The 18,947-nt window shown below is 51.6% G+C and carries 16 protein-coding genes and 1 pseudogene; 5 read left to right on the forward strand and 12 right to left on the reverse strand.

Annotation, left to right across the window (positions count from 1 at the left end):
* Positions 1-198: 198 nt before the first annotated feature.
* From AB9F29_RS20540 to AB9F29_RS20550, 3 genes are read right to left on the reverse strand one after another with little or no spacing between them, the layout of a single operon-like run.
* Positions 199-810 carry a LysE family translocator gene (locus tag AB9F29_RS20540; RefSeq protein ID WP_369757060.1) on the reverse strand — a complete coding sequence of 204 codons (612 nt, stop codon included), beginning with the start codon at positions 808-810 and terminating at the stop codon, positions 199-201.
* Positions 807-1,517 (reverse strand): phenylalanine--tRNA ligase beta subunit-related protein, encoded by a 711-nt coding sequence (locus AB9F29_RS20545; RefSeq protein WP_335585897.1) that lies wholly within the window; start codon positions 1,515-1,517, stop codon positions 807-809. The genes AB9F29_RS20540 and AB9F29_RS20545 overlap by 4 nt, the downstream gene beginning before the upstream one ends.
* A gap of 46 nt (positions 1,518-1,563) precedes the next feature.
* Complete coding sequence (locus tag AB9F29_RS20550) at positions 1,564-2,376, reverse strand: AraC family transcriptional regulator (RefSeq protein ID WP_369757061.1); 813 nt, start codon at positions 2,374-2,376, stop codon at positions 1,564-1,566.
* Positions 2,377-2,984: 608 nt separating this feature from the next.
* Between AB9F29_RS20550 and AB9F29_RS20555 the strand changes: the two genes are divergently transcribed.
* A complete protein-coding gene (locus tag AB9F29_RS20555; protein WP_335586660.1) occupies positions 2,985-3,434 on the forward strand; it encodes a hypothetical protein in 450 nt (149 codons plus the stop codon).
* Between the two features lie 532 nt (positions 3,435-3,966).
* Here AB9F29_RS20555 and AB9F29_RS20560 read toward each other — a convergent pair.
* The 4 genes from AB9F29_RS20560 to gntH form a co-directional block, all read right to left on the reverse strand.
* Complete coding sequence (locus AB9F29_RS20560) at positions 3,967-5,352, reverse strand: hypothetical protein (RefSeq protein WP_369757062.1); 1,386 nt, start codon at positions 5,350-5,352, stop codon at positions 3,967-3,969.
* Positions 5,353-5,382: 30 nt separating this feature from the next.
* On the reverse strand, positions 5,383-6,582 hold the full coding sequence (locus AB9F29_RS20565; RefSeq protein ID WP_369757063.1) for a HupE/UreJ family protein: 1,200 nt from the start codon (positions 6,580-6,582) through the stop codon (positions 5,383-5,385).
* Positions 6,583-6,700: 118 nt separating this feature from the next.
* Entirely contained in the window at positions 6,701-8,476 is a 1,776-nt protein-coding gene (locus tag AB9F29_RS20570; RefSeq protein ID WP_369757064.1) for a hypothetical protein, read from the reverse strand.
* Positions 8,477-8,529: 53 nt separating this feature from the next.
* Positions 8,530-9,735: a guanitoxin biosynthesis MBL fold metallo-hydrolase GntH gene (gene gntH, locus AB9F29_RS20575; RefSeq protein WP_369757065.1), complete on the reverse strand. Its 1,206-nt coding sequence runs from the start codon at positions 9,733-9,735 to the stop codon at positions 8,530-8,532.
* 78 nt (positions 9,736-9,813) lie between these two features.
* Here gntH and AB9F29_RS20580 point away from each other — a divergent pair, with 78 nt between their 5' ends.
* Positions 9,814-10,404, forward strand: coding sequence for a TetR/AcrR family transcriptional regulator (locus AB9F29_RS20580; protein ID WP_369757067.1), 591 nt, complete (start codon positions 9,814-9,816; stop codon positions 10,402-10,404).
* A 326-nt stretch (positions 10,405-10,730) separates the two neighbouring features.
* On the opposite strand, the gene AB9F29_RS20585 is transcribed toward AB9F29_RS20580, so the two are convergent.
* Both AB9F29_RS20585 and AB9F29_RS20590 read right to left on the reverse strand, forming a co-directional pair.
* The gene (locus tag AB9F29_RS20585) at positions 10,731-12,554 is read right to left on the reverse strand and encodes an amidohydrolase (protein ID WP_369757068.1); all 1,824 of its coding nucleotides are present in this window, start codon (positions 12,552-12,554) and stop codon (positions 10,731-10,733) included.
* A gap of 498 nt (positions 12,555-13,052) precedes the next feature.
* Positions 13,053-13,607 carry a hypothetical protein gene (locus AB9F29_RS20590; protein WP_369757069.1) on the reverse strand — a complete coding sequence of 185 codons (555 nt, stop codon included), beginning with the start codon at positions 13,605-13,607 and terminating at the stop codon, positions 13,053-13,055.
* Positions 13,608-13,687: 80 nt separating this feature from the next.
* Here AB9F29_RS20590 and AB9F29_RS20595 point away from each other — a divergent pair, with 80 nt between their 5' ends.
* A complete protein-coding gene (locus AB9F29_RS20595) occupies positions 13,688-14,272 on the forward strand; it encodes a Crp/Fnr family transcriptional regulator (RefSeq protein WP_369757070.1) in 585 nt (194 codons plus the stop codon).
* Positions 14,273-14,306: 34 nt separating this feature from the next.
* On the opposite strand, the pseudogene AB9F29_RS20600 reads toward AB9F29_RS20595, so the two are convergent.
* Both AB9F29_RS20600 and AB9F29_RS20605 read right to left on the reverse strand, forming a co-directional pair.
* Positions 14,307-15,502, reverse strand: a pseudogene (locus AB9F29_RS20600) (IS30 family transposase).
* Between the two features lie 397 nt (positions 15,503-15,899).
* Positions 15,900-16,481 (reverse strand): thermonuclease family protein, encoded by a 582-nt coding sequence (locus tag AB9F29_RS20605; RefSeq protein WP_369757071.1) that lies wholly within the window; start codon positions 16,479-16,481, stop codon positions 15,900-15,902.
* 186 nt (positions 16,482-16,667) lie between these two features.
* On the opposite strand from AB9F29_RS20605, the gene AB9F29_RS20610 reads away from it, so the two are divergent.
* The gene (locus AB9F29_RS20610) at positions 16,668-17,357 is read left to right on the forward strand and encodes a hypothetical protein (protein WP_369757072.1); all 690 of its coding nucleotides are present in this window, start codon (positions 16,668-16,670) and stop codon (positions 17,355-17,357) included.
* A 288-nt stretch (positions 17,358-17,645) separates the two neighbouring features.
* On the forward strand, positions 17,646-18,122 hold the full coding sequence (locus AB9F29_RS20615) for an amino acid synthesis family protein (RefSeq protein ID WP_369757073.1): 477 nt from the start codon (positions 17,646-17,648) through the stop codon (positions 18,120-18,122).
* Between the two features lie 7 nt (positions 18,123-18,129).
* Here AB9F29_RS20615 and AB9F29_RS20620 read toward each other — a convergent pair whose 3' ends face one another.
* Entirely contained in the window at positions 18,130-18,555 is a 426-nt protein-coding gene (locus tag AB9F29_RS20620) for an ester cyclase (RefSeq protein WP_369757074.1), read from the reverse strand.
* Positions 18,556-18,947: the final 392 nt, after the last annotated feature.

Genomic DNA, 18,947 nt, shown 5'->3' on the forward strand with positions numbered 1-18,947 from the left:
CTCCTGTGTCATCCCCCCTTCGCCTTAACTGGCGAAGGGGGGGGCGAGCAAGTCGCAAGATCTGACATTCGCTGCATTGTAGAAAACTGGTAAAGTGGGCTCGGACCCGCCGTTCGCTGCGTTCGGTTCCAACTTCCGCTATGCGGGACAAAGCGCCAATTCGCTGCGACTGCGCCAATGACTGCTTTAGGAAAGTTACTAACGGCCCCCTAGAGCAAGTCGCAGACCAAGCAAGATGAATGCCCCCGCGAATGAGCGTTTCAACCAGACCATGACTTTTGGACGTGTTATTACATGATCGCGCGCCGCAGACGCACATGCCCCGTAGATGACGAAGACAGCAAAAGTCATCGCCATGAACACCAAGGCAATTGCTGTCATCGCAAATGTTGGCCGCGAGGTGGTTGCCGGTACAAACTGTGGAAGAAATGCCAAAAAGAACAATGACAATTTAGGGTTCAGAGCATTGAGCAGTATTCCATCGCGGATCAAACGATATGCACCGATTGGTTCACTGTTCTCGGAGACTGCCAACGCGCTATCATCGCGTAAAATCCCCCACGCCATGTAGAACAGATAGCCCACGCCAGCCCATTGAACGACTTGGAATGCCAATGTGCTTGTCTGAATAATTGCGGCAATCCCTATGATAGAGGCGACCGCGTGGGGAATGATGCCAAAAGTACAACCCAATGCTGCGACAACAGACGGTCCAAAGCCGCGTCCAAGGCCAATTGCCAGTGTGTAAATCACACCAGTACCTGGCAGGATGCAAACGATGAAAGCCGTGACCAGAAACTCGATGCTCATGTCTGAGATCTCAAGTCGGTATCGAAATTGCCTATCGCGCCTTCGATATGTCCTTTGGACAACCGACCTTGCCACACGTTGGATATCTGATCCGCCAGCCGGTCTCGTAACGCAAGAACGTCAACTTTCGCTGTCTCGTGCAAGCCTTCAATCACGATCAACGCATCAGTGGTAGAGGCTTGTATTGCCGACAAACCGCTTTGACGATTGACCCAACGACGCGCATGCACGTTCTTACCATCATCGCGGAAAATGATCTCACCGGTCTCTGGCGTTTCGATATCCCCGCCAAAGGTCTGATATTGCTCATCACCAGCTGCCGGACAGACCTGAATGTTTCCCTCAACCTTCGCCAAATCGAACGCTGCTACAGGGAGAGCGCCCATCGCAGACACCGCGTTACACAGATCGACCAACGGATGAAGGCTTGGCAGAGAGCCGTGCTGTCTTAACCGCCGTAAAAGAGCTTCCGAGGCACATCGCACTTGTGTCGGCTTAAATCCCATCTTTGCGTAACCGGCCCGCCACGCTTGTATCTCTGGCAGCGAACTTTCTGTGCCGTCCCCCAGTCGAGCTTTGGCTGCCTCTTCCCATTCTCGCACTTGCGCATCGATAGCGACATCGTTGTTGATATTGGAGACGAAAATTAAGCCAGTCTGTAGATGAGGGAATGTCTCCGTCATATGCGGAGCGTAAGTGAATTTCATAGGTTAAGCCTGCCAAATAGAGTTCGTCTCTACCTAAACGTCTTGGCTATCTTGGGTCTTGAACGATATTGCCCATGCTTGATTGGTATTTTCCTGGCGGTACACCAAACTGACGGGAGAAAGCGCGGGTCATGTGGCTTTGGTCCGCAAAACCTAATTCCGCTGCAACCGAGGCAGGATTGTTACCAGACGCAAGTGCGCGACGGGCTTGCCGCAGCCGCAACTGCATTGCGTACTCATGGGGCGTGGTGCCTGTCTCGCGTTTAAAACGTCGCAAAGCTCCTGTCCTGCTCATACCCATGATCACCGCTATCTCTTCGAGGGTCGGAGGTGATTCGAGGTTGTCATTCACACGCTGCAAAGCATGCTGTGTGACACGCGAAGGTAGTCGATCCCCAATGCACGTCGATGTGACGAGCAGGTCAGCGAAAAGACCCGTCAGACCTTCTTCCGCCGCTGTGAGGTCATTTTCACAAAGTGAGGCAAAAACCTTCAACATTGCTGATGCGACGGCGGGGGAATGTTTGGCTGCAAACTCAATTTCACGCGATGCAGCGTTTGGACCAATCATATCATCAATGACGAATGGCTCAACAAAGAGCATTTTCCATGATCGCAACCCAGACACGGGCTTACCATCATGAACCTCGTTCGGGCTTACGGCTATCACGTCACCCGGATAGGCTTCGACAAAGCCCTGTTTTGACCAAGAAGCATGACCGCCAAACGTCATCACACCAATCCCATATTGGTCATGAGCATGGCGCGGGAACGCTCTGTTCGACGCAAGAGAGATGGCGTCAACACCATCAAGGCGTCGTGGCAGAAATTCGACCGAATGCGATTTTGGACAAGTCATAACTTGGGACTACCACGCCGCAATCAATTGCGTCGACTAGAAGTCTTGTCTGACGGTATTTATACAATCGCTTCTATCATATTCTCGCCAGTGCAAAGTGAAGTGGACATTCATGCGCCGTGCAGCATCGGTCAAAGAGGGCTCAGACCCGCCGTTAGCTGCGCAGTGCACTAAGGTCTGGTTTGGGCCGTTCGCACCAGACTGCGGTTCGTTTGAAAGCTGAAGCTGCCTTTTTTCTAACTACAAGTGCCAAAAAAAAACACAACATGCATTCTGAAGCGCCGTACTTATCTTTCATCAATATCCGAGCAGAATATACCCGTAAAGTACGCCCCTAGGCAGCCTATCCCCTTCGCTCTAATCGGCGGGGGCTATTATTGCGTTCAAACCCCATGAAATTGCACCGGCGCCTCAGAGGTCCCAGTGCGGCACACCCGAAAATACACCAAAACTTATAAGGCAATCTGATGCCCAAAATAAGTGAGCGTCAGGTGTGCCCCGCCTAACGGCTACGTAATTGACAGAGATCATACCCGTAATTTGGCCGTCAGGTTAGCATGTGGTGTCTCGTTTTGAGGGATGTTCACAAAGCTAAATGGAGAATGAGGATGTTTAAGAACACACTTTTCGGTGCGGTATTGGTGGCCTTTGCAGCAAGTGGCGCGTTTGCGGCTGGGGATTTGAGCAGGGCGAACGTGATTACCGTCGAAATCGAGATGGGGACGAATGACGATGGCATGTACTTCAAGCCCAACACGTTCGAATTCGAGACTGGTCAGGCCTACAAGCTCAGGATGATCAATGTCGACGAGATCAAGCACGAGGTTTCGCTGAATGAAATGGGTGAGAGGATTTTCACCCGTAAGGTTGAAATCGAGGATGCCGACGGCGAACTTGTGGCCGAAATCAAAGGCTCGGTCCGCGAGGTCGAGGTTGGTCCGCACAAAACGGTGGATTGGTATTTCGTGCCAATTCAGCCTGTCAGCCTGACCGAAATCAGCTGCGAGCTGGAAGGCCACAAGGAAGCTGGGATGCGCGCCGACGCGTCCATCAACTGAGATTTGACCGGGAGAGGTGTAATTCGCGGATTTCTCTCGGTTTCGCTTTTGGGGTATACTCAATCAAGTTCCGAATTGTGCTTTGGCGGTCTCGACGCTTGAAGCAGTGAAGCGGGACTTGTTTCCCAAGCTGGTTATTGATCAGTTCCTGACGCCAAGGGCGGCGTTTAACCTTGAGGTGGAGCAAGGCAATATGGCTTCGCATCCGCGTGATTCTTTGGAGGGTTGGATGGAAGAAATTCTAAATCAGCCGAGCTAGCTAACATAAATGGGTTCGACTTCGGGTGCTCAATAGGCTCAATGCTGCGCCATGTACATTATGTAACTAAGGGCGGAGAGCGGCCGTTCGCTGCGTTTGGTGCCAATGGCCGCTTTTGAGAAATGTGAAAACTAGGCCGCAGCGCGATTAATCCAAGCGGGTGCGCCTAGTGTGCCGTTCGCGAGTACCTCGACGTGTTGGACGATGCAGTTTCCGGCGCGGCAACGCCTGTCGAACGGAAGTTCACCTCAAATTGCTGTGACACCACGCCAGCTACCAACTGAACCGCGTGCCTACCAATATTGCCTTGGAATCCGCGTACTGGAGAATAGCCCCATCGATGGAATAATCGCGGTAGGTGGCATAGATCTCCATACTTTGGGCATCTAACTTCTGGACAATCGCAACACCCCAGGACCGCGAGCCACTGGCCCCGCCCAATGGGCTGCTGCTCTTGTAATAGTCTGCTGAAAAAGCAGTCGTGCCCAGCCTGAAAATATTGCGAATGATACCTACCTTTCCGTAAATGTATTTTCCGCCAATTGTGTTTCCACCAGTTGCAATTGCGAAATTTAAGCCCGTGCTGTCGTCCAATCCGGCAACTGATCCTGAGAGAAATCCCGGAGAGTCACCGTTATACGCATAGCCTAACCCTCCCTTGACTCCGAACCCACGCCATTTTGTTTCATATCGAACGGCGATGTCCGCATAAGTATTGTCATCGCCTGCCGTTAAAACTTCGCGTCCCACTGAGGCCGCCCACGATAATCCACCAGACGGCAAACTATCAAACCGTACCCGCAGTCTTCTGGAGGCGTCGTAGTTTGGGTAAAAGTCTGAGACATCTGTATTTGTTTTCGTGCCGTCAGCCAACCGGACCGGGATTCCCGATATCGTGTCGCCTACGCTATTGGCGGCAACCACGGTTGTTCCTGAAAAGTCGAACCCGGTTATACCATCGGCCGCCATGCTTCCCTGACCAACTGAAACAAACCCCACCTGCGGAAACGACAAACGTCCTTCAGCTTTGCGCAACAGTGATTTGTCCCACTGGTCGTCATTTCCGTTATCAATGTTGGAGCCAACGGCACTGTTTTTTTCGGTTTTCGGAACGGCCGCTTCAAAATTTAGGACCAAGCTTCTACCGTTATCGAATTCAGTTTCCGCTGTAAGCCCGATGCGGCTTGTTGAGTTTTGGTTGTTGCGGACTGCTGAATAGTGTTCGAATCCATCATCATAGTCCAACTGACCGACGTTTACCTGCCCGTAGAAGGTCAGCAATGTATGTTCTGACAACTGCCTATGAGTCAGCCATTGTTTTGTGGCATTTAATGCTTTTTGTCTGTCCTTCCAACCTTCCGACCAGTTTTGAGACCAGTTTTGAGAGTCACTTGGATCGGCAATTTTTTTGTCACCTTCATTTGCTTGAGCCACCGCAACGTGGGACAGAACTAACATAAGCCCAAGCAACAATTTGAGTTTAACTGAATTCGTCAAAGCACTGGATGCAGTGAAGAATTTCACCCTTTTTTGTAACGGAATGATGGGATAATTAGGCGAGAACTCGTGGGTCGCGGGCCCCTTCGGTGGTGGTGTAGCATACAGCGGAGAGGCGAGCTCCGACCACGCGGTCTTGGTTTTACATCTGGTCCAAAACATGACTCTGCCTCAAAGTTAATGTGGTCGCCACTAGGCGAAAGCTTCGGCTATTTGTGTCACTCTCTGTAGTGTCCAGACGGAGGCAATCACAATACAGGTTGCACCAATCGTAAACTTAGTGATGCGCCAGGCTCCCCGATTCAGTCTGCGGATCAAGACAAAAACCGGCCAGCATAAAAGCACAATTGAAAGCTGCCCTATTTCAACACCGATATTGAAGGCCAGAAGACTCTGCCAAATACCTGCCGAGTCTATCTGAAGAATGTTCTGCAATACGAAAGAGAAACCGAGGCCGTGCAGCAAGCCAATTGCGCAAGTTACCAAGAATGTTCTTCTTTCGCTTGCCCCGCTGTCATCGCTGGGGCGGATGGCTAAGACGGCCGCGTAAATGATCGAGAGAGCGATTCCGGTTTCCACCATGGGTACAAACCATGCTCCCGACGGAACAAAGCCAAAGAAACCAAGCGCAAGGGTAACGCTGTGCCCGATTGTAAATCCGGTGACCCGCCCTAGAAGCACTCTGAAACCCGTTGCTCCGAGCACTAGACAGATAACAAACAGAACATGGTCTATGCCCTCAAGGATGTGGCGGATGCCTTCGATGATGAAGGTCTTGACCGCCGAAATTGGCGAGCGATCAATCTGTATAGGGTCTTGCATGAGGCCGCGAGACCGAAAAACCCGTGGCTGTCCGGGGCCGTAGTCCAAAATCAAGTTTGCCGTATTTTCTTGCCCCGGAAGCTTTGGGTTCATTGTGCTCGATAGGGCGTAGGACGCAATTGGGCCCTCAGATTTGTACCGAATGACGACGTCGACCATTGCGTCGCCGACATAGAGCGACGTTCCTGAGTCAGGGAGTGCATAGTCAACCGCGAAACTGTTCAAAGCCTCTGACAACGTTGCAAAAACTGGCTGTGTTCCAACACGATACACGCGGAGGTGCTCGACCATGCCCGACACCCGTTTCCCGCCCGTTTCAAAATGAAAGCCTTGTTCTGCCAGCGCACCAAGACCTAACGGATCGAGGGCAAGCTGCTCAAAGTCGACATAATGGGTGAGTTTCCCACCCTCACTTGTGTTGGACGTAAAGGGAGCTGGGATGGGCAATCCTTCCTGAACTGCGGGGCCAACCTTATCTGCGACAAGATAAGGCATGGGGGTTCTGAGATAGACGCGAAGCCCGTCCTCAACGTGGTCGACATGCAAAATTCGAACGTTGAGGTTTAGCAAGAAATGCGCGCTTGCAGCCCCTGTTAGGGCTATAAAAATAGAGGCGAACCAACAACGAAGAATCCATTTAATGGGAATAAAGCGTCTCAAATCAATAGCTCTAAAGCGCACCTGCGGTTCAATCAGCATCTCTGGTGTCCACAACTGTAATTCCAGAGATTTTCCACACGCCGCTTTCCCTTAGTATTTCGACCAATGCCCTATAGCTTAGGTTTCGCCGATGATCATGCCCCCAATGAGCCGCACCTGCATGCACGGTCCACTCAGCTAAGGCGCGAAAGCCTGATCTTTCGGGGAGAGGCGCTATTTCGCTCAAAACCACACCTTCAATGGCATTGACCTTGGCCAACCCGCCACCGGCAATTTGAATGGAAAGGGCGCGATCCAATTCGGCTATAACTTCGGGCATTTCAGTCTCTGAAACTGTGGATTGCAGGTCGCTGATGCGTTGCATTGGGGCTGTTTGCAGATTAGCTGTATTTATGTTGCTTAACAGAGCTGAAAATATCTCTGCGGCAGTCTCAGGGTCTGGCGATCGCTGAAAGGGATTGCTGACCTCACTGACCGCAATCTGGCGGGCAACTATGGCCAAACCGAGACAGACGATGCTTACGCTCAGAAAAATAATGCGAAGCCTCCGATCCCGCGAAAGCCCGATTACTACAGCCACCGCGGCAACGACGATAAATGCGAGGGATATCCAAGGGATGTTGACCGTACCCGACGTCGGTGTTGCAACAGGTTCGACCTTTGGGTCTTGAAAGGTGCGTAGAAAATTAGCCCAATCTATGACCGGAGATTTTGGGGTCGCTCCGCTCAGAAATGGGCCCGCGGGGTCTGTTATCGTTGCGGGGACATCATCGATACGGGGGGTGAACATGTCCCATGTGACCGTCGCATTTTTCGGCAGGGTCGGGACCGGAAAAGACAAAATGACGCCGACAAATGTGGACAATGGATCAAGGGAGGCTTCGTCTTCCACAAGGAGCAAGCCCGAGTCTGTGATTTTTAACAAGCTGGCACGGCTGCTGGCAGGTACTACAGGTTTTCCATCGATTGTCACAGGATTGCGTTGCGCTAGGAAGGTGCGCGCGGAGGCTTTGATACGCTCTTGCGCGGCCTTGTCCATCATGGGGACTCCCTTGAGGTCAAGCTCGGTCCAATCGCCTAGGTCGTTAACGCGAATAAGGGTTTCGTGCCGGACTTCGCGCGGTTCGATATATAAAAAGGTTGTCAGCGCCGACTGATGGTGGCGTTTCAGATTTGGGCTGTTAAAACTGGAATACCAAGGGTCCTTCCAATCTATCTCAAGGCGCGCGACGTCCGACATAAAGCTGAACTTTGTCGTGGGAACCTCTCTGTCGAAAACGACCATGCCGATAGAAACGAGTGGCTTTCCTTCTGCATCGGAGGGGGGCGAAATGGTAATTGCTGTGGGACGGATGCCTTCAAAATCGTAAAATAGCTCTGCGTAAACGACCCGGGTATCCTCTGGTGCGCTTGGAAAGAAGCGCCCGGTTATGGGGTTTTTTCTACCGGCCCATGCGGATGCGCGGTCAGTCCTCATGCGGGGTTCAACCAACTGGGCACGAACCGGCAAAACGCTCCCGTCATCCCTTTGCAGACTTATGCCGTTGTTGGCAAAGTCGGTCATACGATCTTCTAAGCTTGCGCGATTGGCAGGTGTTTGCGTCGCCCAGTCGTCGGGTATCAGGGCCTCAAAAACGGCGATATCGTCCAGAAAAACTTCTAGCTGTACCCGAACACCTTCTTCACCAACATGAATTTCCGCAACATTGGGCGCAATGGATGCTCCGTTAAACGGCATATAGTCGGCGCGCGCGATAGTTCCAAAGCCAAGCAAAACGAAAAGCATGCAAATACGAAGACGCATGCTTTTCGTTTCCCGTTTTAATTCGAAAGGAACTACGCGATTAAACGCAATACTCAGTTTTCCAATCCGTATTTTTTATTGAAGGTATCGACAAGCTCTTTTTGAACGTCGTCAACATTCCAGCGTCCCGCCTTCATCGCGTCGCTAAGCGGATCGGACAAACCCGTTGTATCGGGCGCAGGGGCTGGCTTTGGCCCTTCGACTGACCAAGCTTCCTCTGTAATAACCACCATGCGCTGTTTGATATCGTCCTTGGTGATATTCCAGACCATGTTGTCGGATGCGAGGGTAAGTGGTCCATCATAAACACCGCGGACTCCGTCGTAGATGCCAAAGCGCGTGTCTTCTTCGTTAAAGAAATGGTACCCGACGGCCAAACGCGGCTTGATAGCTGACATTACTTTGCCAAATGCTGGAGGGGACGTGTGAACTTGCGTACCCACGCCAATCGCCTGTTGAGGGGATTGCGAATAGAGGTCAACCAGAGCATCAGGAGTCAAAAAGACCTCGTGAATAGCAAGATCGGCGTCTTTGGCATATTCTATGTACCATTTATTGGGGAAAGTATCTCCGCCGACTACGATCTTGAGGCCCTTCCATTCGACGCCAAAACTGACTGGTCCATCACCTGCGTGAATGGCAGGCCAAGACCGGATTTGCACATCGTTCACGTCATAAATAATTTCGTTTTCAGCAAGATAGTCGAATTCAGTGACTTCAATTTTTCCGGGTGCGGAGTTCAATTTGTAATTGCGCGTTTGCTTGTCCCAGTTAAACGCGCGCAGAAAATTCTCGATGGCGTATTTCGTGCCCATATCCTCTGTGGCACCGCTCGGCCCCCAGATTTTCAAGGATCCAGTGCGTCCTGAAGTCCATCCGCCTGCCCATAGTGTCACAAGGTCACCCCAGTGATCGGTGTGCAGGTGGGTCAGAAAGACTTTGTCGAGGAAATCATAAGGGATCATATAGCTGGCGACATTGGCCATTGAGCCGGTGCCTACATCAAACAGAAACTTGTCACCGTTACCGAGTTCCATCAAAAAACATGTGGCCGCTTGACCGCGGCGCGCGGCGGGTAATCCGGTTCCGCAAGCGGTAAGTCGAATTTCCTCAGGATCAAGCGCTTCAGTTCCAGGATAATACACATATCGGTCTGGTGCTTCGCCCGTTGGGTCCGTAACCTTACCACCAGCGCCAAACGTCGCCGAAGCGGCGAAAGATAGTGAAAGAGATAAAATTGTCGTTGAAAATATATTCATCTGAAGCTCCCCAAGAAAAGACAATTACAACATACTATTTGGTATGGTATAAGAATTAGTAAGCGAAAGTTTTGATCTATGTCAAGTTTGGGGGCGGTTATCATTAAGAAATCAAATACGGCTCAGTTGAAAAAACGATATGATCAGGAGCGTTGGCTTCAGGCCGCATTGGACATCCTTGCAAAGGACGGTGGAGCGAAGTTGCGTGTGTCGGCTCTTGCCGCCAGCCTGAATGTAACCAAAGGCAGCTTCTATCATCACTTCAGCAATCGATCTGAATTCGTAGCAAAGGTCACTGAATACTGGGCCTCCAAATTCACAGCAATTGTCATAGACGAAATTGGCGAATTGCCTTGCCATGGCAAAGATAAGTTAAGGGAAGTGATGCGCCTTGTTGCTCAAAAAGATTTGGACAAATATGATATGGCTTTCAGGTCGTGGGCCGCACAGGACACTCTTGTTGCTAACGAAGTAAAAAAGGTCGATCAAAACCGGCAACGCTTTATTCGGACAATTTTTGAAGAAATGGGGTTCACGGGCGTAGATCTCGAAACCCGCTTGAGAGCATGGCTTGTATACGCCAGTTCAAATAGATCAGTCAGCTTTCAATCCACGCAAGAAAGCGAGGAGCCCACCCCCGACGACTTCTTAGAGTTTTTCACAAGCTAATTCGACCAAACACACTAAGTATTCCAGAACAAGTAGAGGTTCTCTGCTTTAATGAGACAAACGAGTACTGTTCTCGAATGATGCTTGATCAAAACGCGCCAAGAGAAGAAAGCAGACCTTCGTTGAAACCTAAATGAACGTCGGCTGAGGGCCGTTCACGACACCTACGCTAGGAACTGTTAGGAAGTTCGAGTGCGGTTTTCCGCAATCCAGCCATTCGACCCACGAACACTGAAAGCAACCGGCCGATGGCGGCATCCAGTGGCCGATTCAAGAGATCGCGGCAACACACTCAGCGGAAATTCAACACTACCCCCTTTATCAAGCTATTCTCCGGCCATGGCCTCTGTGGCTGCAATCGCGAGTTCCAAGAGTTTATGGCCCCCATGCGGGTCATCTCCCGAGGGAAAGAAATTTCGGAACATTCCCGGTCGCAACTCTCCCTGATCCTCTCCGACGGGTGCTTCAAAGATGACTTTGTCCTCCTTGATTGTCACCAAAACACTAAGCGTGTCCAGATCCTCCGGATCAATTACTGTCGGGTCATTTGAAAGTATGACGAAATCGGCAAGCTTGCCGACCTCCAGGGAGCCCTTTTTGTCTTCTTCGAAATGCTGCCATGCTGGCCAGATCGTCATTGCCTTCAGAGCTGTCATGACATCCACCCTTTGATCCGGACCAAGAATATCACCCGAGCGGGTTCGGCGTGTCACGGTCGCATCCAGCACGCGCATACTGTCCGGGTACGCGACTGGTGCGTCGTGGTGTGTTCCGAACATCATTCCACGTTGGCGGACCCAGCCCGTTGGAGAGATATTGTCCGCGTTGACGGGACCGACCGTATGTTCGCGGTGCCAATCCCCCCAATAGAATGTGTGCATCGGGAAAAGGGACGGAAAAAGCCCGAGTCGTTTGACCGAGTCCACCTGGTCTTCGCGCATGAACTGACCGTGAATGAGGACTGGTCGATTTCCAACCGGACCGTATTTTGCAAGTGCTGCCTCGGTCGCCGCGATCAGCATATCAGAAGCGCCTTCACCATTGGCGTGTGTGAGAATCTGGAGGCCGTTCGAGTAGGCCCAGTCCATCACGTCATTGACCTGTTCCATTGTGGCGGAGGAGTAGCCGGAATAGCCGGGAGGATAATCGCCTACCGGATCGTAATAGGGGCGGTCCCGCAAGGCTGTAAACCCTTGCGGCGATCCGTCGATTGTGAGTTTCGCGCCCGCAACCCTTAAGCGGTTAATATAATCCTGGGAAACGTTTTCAAGGATGAAATCGCGGTCCACAAGTACATCCGGATAGGTCACGACGTCGATCTCAAAGCCGCCTTCATCCGCGATGCTCCGCATAACTGCAACCGTCGCGGGAATAGATCTACCCTCTTGTGCGGTGGTATAGCCAAAACTCGCCCATAACTCGGTCCCGGCTTTTGCGAAGGCCCTGAAGCCGTCCTCGCCCAGACCACCAAGCATTTTGACCAGAACCGCGTAAAACGCGTTCTCCTCAAGTACGCCGGTTGGTTCTCCTTGAGAATCGCGGCGGTAAATCCCGCCCGCTGGGTCCGGTGTATCTGCTGTCACACCTGCCATCTCGAGAGCCTTGGAATTGGCCGCGCCCAGATGAGAGGATTGGTGAACAAGCAGTATCGGCACATCCATGGAAATCTTATCAAGATCTTCGCGGGTCGGATGTCGGAGTTCCGCAAGCTGGGACTGGTCATATCCGAATCCGATGATCATTTTTACTGACGCAACAGTTTCGGCATTATCCTTCATCCAGCCGCGCAGGGTCTCCTGAAGTTTCGGGATATCGGTGACCTCGCCGTCGGGCGGGGCGAGCAGGTTTGCCGAAAGCCGCTGGAGACCTCCGTTCACGACGTGACCATGGCTGTCAACGAAACCGGGAAGCATTGCGCGACCGTCGAGTTCGAAGATCTCGGTGCCTTCTCCCTTGTGCAAGGCGACGTCGGCAAGAGATCCCACAGCTATGATGACACCGTCTTTCACAGCGATGGCTTCGGCTGAAGGTTGCGCGTCGTTGATGGTCAGGATTGGCCCACCGGTATAGATAGTGTCGGCGATTTCCTGTGCGTTCAAAAAAGCAGGTAGAAGAGCAAATAGTGTCGTTGTAACAAGTCTCTCTAACATGAATCCCATAGCTATTTCATCCTCCCAGTTGATTGGCGACCCCACCTAAACGGTATCGTAAGGACTATAAAAGGCAAAGCGGTTTATTCGATTGCCTGCGCCCATCAGACAGCAAACGGAAGGATTTTTCCGGCGCACTTATGGATCGAAGCTAGGCGGATAAGATGATGCTAAGTCCACGAATGGCAGTTTCGTTGAAATTGTACGCAGCAGTGGGACTTCAGCTCAGTGGCTGGAATGGGCCGTTCGCTTCGTTTGCATAGGGGCTCTGACTCAATGTTTTTTTGTGCTACCGCGGCATTTGGCGCTAAGGGCGGACAGCTGACATTCGCTGCAAGTGCGAACCGGGTGTGCCGGAACGTTTGAAGCCGACATTGGGGAATCCTAGAAACGGGAGTTTTCTCTGCGCTGTCGCAAGTCGGCTTCGAGCCCATTGTACCTTTTTTCTGCTGTGCGGCTAACGTCTGCTTTGCGAAATATATGGGCGACCGACGCTAATCACGTCGCAATTCTTCTTCCAGATATCCTTTTCAACGCCCAAAAGACAACCGCAAGCAGAACAGACACAAAAGCAGCCATTGTTAAACCCGATTTCACAATGGAAGCGACACTTGCCACTGGGACAGTGTTGGCAGATATTTCTGGCCAACTCAGGATCATGAGGCAGATGCCGATGTTTTCTAGATAGTCACCGATAGCTGCCCCAATCGAAAACCAAATTCCGATCTGAACAAGTTTGCGGTCCACGCCCCTTAACCCCAACCATTTGAGCAATGATACCAAAGTCAGCGCCATGAGCGCGGGATATGCTAAATCGAGCGGAATCTGTCGCGTGAGATAATACCGCCTCCCGCTAGACCCTAGGGCAGAGAGCAGTGAATTTGCCTGTTCAGCCGAATATCCTCCGGGGCGCATGTCGAAAGGGCGAAGGCCGGACAAAGTCTCGATGTGCGCGAGTGTGATAAAGATCATCAACAGATAGATTCCGCTGGCAGCGAAACCGAAGAGAGCCGCTTGCCGCCCATACTTCTTAGTTGGTATCATCATATTCATTGGTTGTTCTCCGTACAATTAACACCGTCGTACTGAGTGCGAGCAAAGCTGGCATTATCGTTTGATAAGGAATTCGCAACTTGGACCTTTTTACTTTTCTGACGTGTCTCCCTAACGCATTGGATAAAGACATTGGGCGTGAGTTCGCGGCAGCATGGAGTGTGGAATACGTCGAAAAAGGGTCTCGTATAGCGACGCAGGGCGAACCAGACCCAATGGAGCGCATCATTCTTGATGGACAAGCCACCAGTCAAATCACAGATCCCGAAGGTCGAGCCGTTTGCGTTAGCTTTCACACTGGTCCATGTGTGGTCACACCAAATGTCGCGAGAACCAGAAACGGGATCTCGCTCGTATCAATAAATTTGATTACGGATGCACTGGTTGCACAAATGGACAGCCGCGCTTTGACTGAGCTTATGTTAGCATCGGAGCCAATTCGCGAATGGGCAAACGGCATATTGCAACACGAACTGGCCCGTAAGGCTGATCGGGAGTGGTGCCTTGCGGCACTTGGCGGCGCAGACCGCCTTGCGTGGTTTCGGAAAGATTTCCCGCGTCACGAAGGGCTTTTCGGCCATTATTTGATAGCATCCTTTCTCGGTGTAACACCGGTCACACTAAGTCGGCTTCGCAGTGCCGAGCGAAACGCGACGCTTGACTGAAGGTTCTATTGCGAGGACCAATTGCCCGGTGGCCTCAACTGATCGACGCAACACATGCATTGAAACGCTCTGCGGGAGTTTCGTATCCCAGCGTCTTTCGGGGTCGCTCATTGAGCTGTCTTGCGACAGCGCTCAGCTTTGCTTGACTATGTATCGACAAATCCGTGCCCTTTGGGAAGTACTGTCGTAGCAGGCGGTTGGTATTTTCGTTTGAACCGCGTTGCCACGGCGAATGGGGTTCGCACAAAAACACGTCGATATCCGTCGCCAAGGTGAAGGCCTTATGCTTCGCAATTTCTGAACCACGATCCCAAGTCAGGGAGCGATACAATTCTTTGGGCAGTTTGCGTGACTGTTTGATCAACGCTTGAATGACGCTAGCGCTATCTTTCTTACTGATTTTTGCCAACATGACAAAGCGCGTGTGGCGTTCGACCAGAGTGGCAATGAAGCTGTTGCCAGAACCTGCGATCAAATCGCCCTCCCAGTGGCCCGGAACTGCGCGATCTTCTACTTCGGCGGGGCGGTCACGGATCGATATTGCGTCGTTGAACTTACCTACTCCAGTCCGTTTTAGTGTGGCATGGCGAGACCGGCGAATGGCCCGCGTTGCCCGTAGATGCGCAAGCAATTCCTTCTTAAGAACGCCGCGTGTTTGGATGAACAGGCTACGGTAGATCGTCTCGTGCGAGACACGCTTGCTCTCATCATCTGGATGTTCACGCATCAGCCAGCCTGCGATTTGTTGCGGGGACCATTTGCGGATCAGCTTGGCCGATATCTCTCGGCAGAGATAGGCATTCCCATTCAACTTGCAGAGTTTTGGGCGATGCGCACGATTCCAAGCTGCTGTATTAGAATGCGCTGCGCGGTATTGGGCACGCCCGCCATTGCGTCTGACCTCGCGACTAATCGTGGACGCTGACCGCTTCAGGGATCTCGCAATGGACCGCAAGGACAGCTTCGCACGCAGGCCTCTGGATATCTCCTCGCGGTCCATCAGGGTGAGAGCGAGGCGAGACCGCAAGCGGTTTGGTGGACGGATGCCGCCAGTGCGCGCAAGGAGCGGATAAATCGATGACGATGAGCGATCAAAACCACGCCCGATCGAGTTCATCGATTCTCCGCGTTGCCATCCACTGCCGGCAGGCGATGCGTGCATCGCCGAGAGGGATCCCATATCTCTGACTTTTGCTCATCTGTGAAAAACACTCGGCGACGATACTTCATAGGGTTCACTCCATCTTTCCAAAAAGATTAGAGTGTTGCGTCGACCAGTTGAAACCGCCGGACCTTTCAGACCTTCGCTGCAAGTGCGCAAATGTCGGGTTCGGCGAACCGTTCAACAAACGGTCGTTTTTGGAAGATTTTCGGGAAAGTAGATTATTCTGCATCTCCCAGAGCCAACAGAAGCAGACAGGCTAGGATGGGCGAACCGAAAAGGCTGATAAGCACCCAGATTAATTGACTACGGCTCCTTCTCTCTGCCATGCCCGCAGGAAGCAGGATATATAGCCATAGTACAATAAACAGCGCAAACAGACCAAAGACTACAGAGAATATACCTTCCATTGATCAGTCCCTCCTGCGCTTATCGAAGCGGTCGTTTTGATGGCTAAAGCCATACCTAGTCTTTAGCATTTTTTCGGGCATTAAACTGCTCCCAGACATGCATCCTGCCCTTTTGCCTTGCGTCTGCTAGCCACAGCTTTTTGCGCACTCCTGGCACCACCATCAAACCATATTCTCCGCCTGAAAATTTAGGCCAGTCAATAGCTAAGCCGAGCTTTACCATTTCAGCCGATAGATCACGTCCATCCTGTAGATAACATTTGGCTACTGAGCGACCGTAAGCGTCTTGCTCTGTGACCTCCGCCCGTATTGTTTTTCCCTTACATAAATTAACTAAAGCCCATTTAGCGTTTTTGCCGTGTGGGTGATCGATTTCAGGAGCATCAACACCAAACAAACGTACCTGAGTTTTTTGAATGACCACGGTATCACCATCCACCACATAGGCAGGGCCTTGTAGCGTAGTGCTGATCGGTTGTTTTCGTGCGCTTTGCGCGTCAAACGGCTGCCGCTTTGTAGCTGGCCTTTTATGAGATGTCGATCTGCTTGGAGGAGTATGTTTACTTCGACTACTTTTGCGACCAAACGCAAAAAAAGCGAGGCCAATGAGTAATAATATAAGTAAAGCAGCTTCCAACAAATCGTTCCTTTTCAAGCATTACTAACCAAAGATCGCATCAGCGCAAATCGTTCTGATAGAAACATTCAACAAACGCTCGTTTTTGGCACGGCCTCAAACCACCTCAATTTACGCTGCCAAAAACCCCATTCAAAACCTCGGCGGTGTTGAAGGTTTTTGACTGCGTGACGATAGCAGAAATTCGTGGCGTTGCAGAATATCGGTAGTCCGGGCTCTTTGCCGACTTTCGCTGCGTTTGCACACGAAATCAACGTCAAATCGGAGGGCGAGCGGCGGCTGTGCGGGACAAAGTGTGAATTCGCTGCAACCGCGCCAATGGTAGCTTTGCTGGAAGATGGTGGAATGAAGAGAAGTGTAAAATCAGTTTTTATTCTCGTGACGGTTTGCTTCGCGGTTGCGGGAAACTTGTCGGCGCAGAGTCTCGGTAATTCTGTCGAAGCCTGCTTGCCACCAACCTCAGATGGTGACGCTAACGCCGAAGACTGCTCTCTGACATATCGCCCGCCGACACCAATTGGGCCGAACATTGATGTAAGCGATTGTCGCTTTCTGCCAGGACGGTCAGAAGTGCTAGGCCGAGTCATTTTGACGATGCAGTGTACTATTTTCAATCGTTCGGAAGAACGCGTTGTCTTCTTCAAATATGGTGTGCGTTACATGGAATCCGGCAGTTCAACGGTTCTGGTGGAAGCCGGGTTCGAAGGAGAGCAGCGTTTCGGCACGGCCAATCTAGTGCCTATTCTACAACCACAAGAAACGCGTTCACTCAGACTTGCCGCCCCCGACTTGCCAACTGATGCTATAGCAACAGAGTTGGACGTTTCCGTGGAGGTTCTGCGCGTAGGTATGCCAGATGGCCGCTTCCTGAGATGACCAGAGGAAGCAGACGTTCGTCGTTATTACAGCATCAGTCGCTCTGGGCTCACTGCCGACTTTCGCTGCGTTTGCACACGAAATCAACGTCAAATCGGAGGGCGAGCGGCGGCAATGCGGACGAAGCGTCACTTCGTTACATTTGTCCGAACGACAGCTTTCGCCAGGGCTTGCCCATCTGGAGATACCATTTTTGTCGCAAGCGACTACGCAGATACACTAGCATTGGTTTGCCTTTCAGTTGGCCAAAGGCCAAGTTGGTATAAATGAAAATGAAGGTGCATGGCCATGGAAACTCGAAAAACCGTTTTTACCAAAGAAATCATAATGATGGACGAAATGGGAAAGCCATGTGCGCCGATCACGCGTGTGGCGGCCCTGGCGATCGTCCGCAATGCCTTCGCGGGAATAGATCAAGAAGACTTATCACAATTGTTCGAAGTAGGTGCGGCACTCGGTAAAACTTTGACTGAGGAGCTCGTACATATGCTCTCAGCGCCACCAATCTGCTACGGTAAAGCAGCGCTTGTTGGAACTTCGGGCGGAATGGAACATGGCGCGGCGGTGCTGCATCCGAGGCTTGGCAAACCCGTGCGCGAAGCTATTGGCGGCGGCAAGGCTCTGATGCCTTCAAATCACAAAGTCGGAGCATTAGGCGGCAGCATTGATCTGCCACTTGGGCACAAAGATGAAGCATGGTCTTTCGATCAAGCTCCGAACCGTGGCTTCACGCAAGATATTCATAAAGTTCTGTGTGTTTGGTAGAAGGTGGTTAGTCTACAACACCCAATTGCCGCGCAATGGTGGCGCTATCGTAATAGTCGCGTCCCTCGACCACCATTCCGTCCTTAACCTTCATAACCGAGCAATAGCGGACTTCGGCTCGTTTTCCGGTCGGCGCGAAATCCCCTAGGCTTGATCGAAGGGTCCCTGTGTGGGTCCCTGTATTGCGAAACTCGACAGTGGCCCACTTGCCGCATTGGCTAACAATCACATTTTCAACTTCACAAAGTCCGTCAGGGAAAGCCTCGCGCCAACGGTAATAGTCTTCCTTATAGGCCTCCTTTCCAGTGAGCTTCTCGCCGCGCGCTATGTCTTCGAAGTTACAATCTGTCGCGATTACTTCCGCGCCGCGATCCGGATCGCGCAACCCCCATGACTCGTGGAACTGACGAACTACTTTTTCAGTAGGATGCATCTTTCGGCTACCTTTGTATGTGGCGCAGGGGGGTGTTGTTCCTGAAGCTGATGATTGACCCTGATCTACAAAGCAAACGGTGGCAACATTTTTCGGCTAGGAATTTTTCTAGCCAAAGAAAGCGGACCTTCGTCACATCCTATTAAGTGCCCATTCAGGGCTCCTTGCTGACTTTCGCTGCGTTTGCACATTGAAAAAACTGGGTCGCAGCCCCGAGTGTCCGCTTTCTTCAAGTTGCCTAAATTAGTTTGCGTGTGCAGCGAAAGTCCGGTTTCCGCGGTGGTTTCAACCGGTGGACGCAACACTTTAATCTTTTGGAAGAGATGGAGTGTTGAACATGAAGTATCGTCGCAGAATTTACTATTCGTCTAAGCAGCGCACGGAGATTTGGG

It is taken from the genome of Falsihalocynthiibacter sp. S25ZX9 (genome assembly GCF_041205405.1).
GTDB classification, from domain to species: domain Bacteria; phylum Pseudomonadota; class Alphaproteobacteria; order Rhodobacterales; family Rhodobacteraceae; genus Falsihalocynthiibacter; species Falsihalocynthiibacter arcticus.